The following is a 3,696-nucleotide window of genomic DNA, read 5'->3' on the forward strand; positions in this document are numbered from 1 at the left end:
CATTAAACAAGCTGTTGAGGAAGCAAATGAGCAAATCCTTGTTCATTGCTGTTCCAAAAATTCGCTTGAAACCGAAGTCGGTCAGCAAGCTGATGTATCTTTCTTCTACCTGCTTCATAATCATCTGTTTTAAAAATCCATGCCGCAAAGTTACGACTTTATTATCAACCCCGCAAGAGATTTCCGGGAAAAGTTTCTGAAAAAGTTGGAGATTGTTGAATATTGAGTGTTGAATGGTCTATCTGCCACGATGAAAAGGTGGCGTATAGACCCTTCTTGCAATATTATACTTCCTTCCAATCAACCAGTCCCTTTCCCATATCATCCAGTTCTATGGCAAGGGCAATCACCTTGCGCTTATCAGCCTTGAAAGGTTCGGCATACTGCTTGACTTTCATCTGCTCCGTGGCAGCATCAACACCACCGTTGTTGCTCAGTTTCAACTCCAGCACATAAATGAAATTGGTGGTTTCTACCACCATGTCAATCCTGCCTGTAGCTATCATCTTCTCTACTTCTACCCGGCAGCCGATGGCATTGAATATGGTGCTCATTATCAGTCGGTAGCGCTCCTCCATATCCATGCTGGCAAGCTTCTTGTTGCTGTAAGGTACATCCGCAATAAGCGCCTTCAGGCATTTCATGGCTTCGGGAAGATTGCCAAGGCTGAGGTGAACATTCAGAAATGCCTGGGTAGATTGAAGGTTATTATTCTTGCGCATGGCAAGCGTTGGCAACACGATTTCATTCAAGGCTTGCCGAACCTCGAAGTTAGGAATGCCAAGAAGATAAGTTCCGTTTATGTAACCCTTAATCGTGAGATAGCCCGACTGATAGAGAAACAGCTCTGCTCCACCGCCTGTTACGTCAGAAGTTTCTATGATAGTGTCCAACAGGGCACTATGATCAAAATCCTTCAAACGAATCTCCATGTCATCCACAAACTTTGGAAGCAGCGAGGTTGCACCCGATGAAGCCCAGTAGTTTTTCAGGTCAGAATCTGCCAAGGCATTGATGAGACTGAACGGATTGAATACATCCACCATATTGCGGCGGCTGAAGTGATAGCCGTCATAATATGCCGTCAGTTGTGCTACAGCTTCATCGAAAGTCCAGTCTTCGTATTCTGCCAATTTGTTGATTTCCGGCTTAAAATCGCGTAGCATCTCTTCTTTCGTAATACCACAGATGGCAGCATATTCCGGCTCAAAGCTGATATTGCTCAGATTGTTGAGCACAGAGAAGAGGGAGATTTGCGTAAACTTGGTGATGCCGGTGATGAAGACAAACTTTTCGTATTTATCATCTGCCTTGAGAATGGCAAAAACCTCTCTATAGATAGCGGTACATGCTTCGTGATAAGGAGTCTTCCTGGAATGCTGCAATGGAGAATCGTATTCATCGATGAGGATGGCAACCTGCTGTCCGGTTTGCTCATACGCCCCCACGATTATTGCATCAAAGCGGTCAGCAAGTTTGGCAGTTGGCTTAGGTGTAATGCCATATTCCTTCTCTAATCTGTCGAAAGTGTTGTCGAGATAAGAGCGCAAAGTTTCCGGTTCTGCGCCTGCACGACTCATATCCAGTCTGATGACAGGTCGCTTCACCCATTCCGTCTCCATCTGCATAATCTTCAACCCCTCGAAAAGTTCCTTCTTACCCATGAAGTAGGCTTCGAGCGTATCGACCAGCACTGATTTACCAAAGCGTCGTGGGCGGATTAGGTAATTATAAGTTTTCCCCTTGTTGGCAAGTTGCCAGATGATATCTGTCTTGTCAACATAAAGATATCCACCCTTTCTGATTTCCTCGAAAGACTGGATGCCTACCGGCAATTTTCTATCGTTAGTCTCTACCATAATTCCTAATCTTTGTTTTCCAATTGCAAATTTACGATTATTTTCCGAAACCGCCATACTTTTCTCATCTTTTTTGCACTTTCTTACTGAACTTTCGCATGGGGGGAAGTTAGAGGGAAGTTAAGGGACAAATGTCCTGCATTTTAAGCTAGAAGACTATTGTCTCTTAACTTCCCGAACGACCGTAGGGAGTGATAACTTCTTTAACTTCAATAAATTCCCACACTGGCGAAACTTGAATAACTCCTTAAAATTCGTTAACTTCTGAACTTGCGAAACCAGAATTTAATATGCGAAACTTCAAGATTTCTGCGTTAATATTTGTTTAGAAATCAGTCCTTTTTCGGTATCGTTAACTTCTTTTATCTGATAATTGTTTAACACAACATAAGACGGGATTCCCTACCCCACTCGCTTTTTCAAAGATTTCAGCGGTAAGAAAAGAGGAAAAAGGGGATCCTCCTGAAAAAGGCACCCCTTTCGGAACCAAAAATAAACGTTTAAAATATGTAAAAACGGACTGAATTCTTAAAATATGTTTATAAAAAGCGAAAAACACCCTTCACCACCCTTCACCCGTAACTATTTGACACACAAAGCCTTAAATAAAAAGGTGAAGGGTGAAGGTTTGAAAACTCTTTTTTATATATACGCGCGGCAAGGGAAAAATGAAAGGGGTACCCTAGGGTCAAAAATCGGAAAAACCCTAAAAAAAGAATATAATATAAGATTTAAAATATACCCTTCACCCTTCACCTCGTCACTTTTACGATGTTTCGCTTCTTCCCTACTTCTTCTTCAAAATACCCCTACAAAAATGGACGCAAAAATGCTGCGTTAAAAAGTTTAACCTAGGTTATTCTTTGTAAAAAGCGAGCTCTATAGAGCTCTCCGCCTAAGTAAAACATTTTGTTTACCTTCGCAACATATTAACAACAAAGAATAAAACAATGAAAGATTTACAGAAATTTATGGCAGAACTTGAAGAAGAAGCCAGATTTAAGCTGGCTATCGCAAAGACATGTGGCGTATCACCAACTATGATTCGTAAAGAAACTGGTGGAAAGTCTACTATCGATAAGAGGATTGATAACATGACGCTCATACCAGAGTACATATTCGCTATGGATAGAGCCATCAAAACCATTCTCATGGAAAAAGATGATGATGATGCCTTCGAAGGTAAAACCTGGATACATGAAGAAAATGTCCATCATAAAACAAGATTCCAGTATTATTGCGATGAAGTGAGCATATGGGAACGGAATAAAGGTTCGGTATACTGGAGCGAACATAACAGAGCATGGAGCTACTGGAGAGAAAACCTTTCCTACAAGAAAATAACTAAAAAACTTGGAAAATTATTAAAAGATACGAACTCATAAATTCCCAAAAAGAAATGAAAGAAAACAAACCCACAAACGAGACCGGAAAGAACCCGGATACAGAACAGGAGAAAGAGGCCTTGCCCTCATTTTTCTCAAACCTGTTCTCCTCTACCAGCAAGCCTCTCCCCAACAGAGAGGTGCTGGAGTACAACATCATGCATTCGGCACCGGTGAAAACCAATACCGAAGGCTACAGGTCGATGATGAAGGTGGACAAGCGAACGGCAGAGGACATCAAGCACCGGCTGCCCTGCATCACTCCCAGCGTGCAGCTCAAGGGAAACTCCAAGAAGCTGACTGACTTCAGGAAGGAAACCTACTGGCTGATGCTCGATTATGACGACGTGCCCCCCGAAAACATCGCGGCACACAGGCAGACCGCCCGGAACATCCCCTTCACCATGGTCTTCTACATCACCGTCTCGGGCAAGGGATTCCGCATCCTGCTC

4 protein-coding genes are annotated in these 3,696 nt (G+C 42.7%); 2 read left to right on the forward strand and 2 right to left on the reverse strand.

Features of this window, described 5'->3' with window-relative positions:
- Both KSW37_RS16155 and KSW37_RS15230 read right to left on the reverse strand, forming a co-directional pair.
- A partial coding sequence (locus KSW37_RS16155; RefSeq protein WP_194256672.1) for a PD-(D/E)XK nuclease family transposase occupies positions 1-118 on the reverse strand: 118 nt, incomplete at its 3' end.
- Positions 119-284: 166 nt separating this feature from the next.
- On the reverse strand, positions 285-1,859 hold the full coding sequence (locus KSW37_RS15230) for an ATP-binding protein (RefSeq protein ID WP_254368697.1): 1,575 nt from the start codon (positions 1,857-1,859) through the stop codon (positions 285-287).
- A gap of 950 nt (positions 1,860-2,809) precedes the next feature.
- Between KSW37_RS15230 and KSW37_RS15235 the strand changes: the two genes are divergently transcribed.
- Together KSW37_RS15235 and KSW37_RS15240 are read left to right on the forward strand one after the other, a co-directional pair.
- Positions 2,810-3,244, forward strand: a complete 435-nt coding sequence (locus tag KSW37_RS15235; protein WP_217315294.1) for a hypothetical protein — start codon at positions 2,810-2,812, stop codon at positions 3,242-3,244.
- Between the two features lie 14 nt (positions 3,245-3,258).
- Positions 3,259-3,696, forward strand: a 438-nt coding sequence (locus KSW37_RS15240; protein WP_217315297.1) for a BT4734/BF3469 family protein, incomplete at its 3' end; no start/stop codon positions are given.

Source organism: Segatella copri (genome assembly GCF_019127135.1).
GTDB lineage: Bacteria > Bacteroidota > Bacteroidia > Bacteroidales > Bacteroidaceae > Prevotella.

Excerpts from the sequence above, each read along its gene's own strand:
- KSW37_RS15235 (WP_217315294.1), top strand. The coding sequence starts at position 2,810 with ATGAAAGATTTACAGAAATTTATGGCAGAACTTGAAGAAGAAGCCAGA.
- KSW37_RS15230 (WP_254368697.1), bottom strand. The coding sequence starts at position 1,859 with ATGGTAGAGACTAACGATAGAAAATTGCCGGTAGGCATCCAGTCTTTC.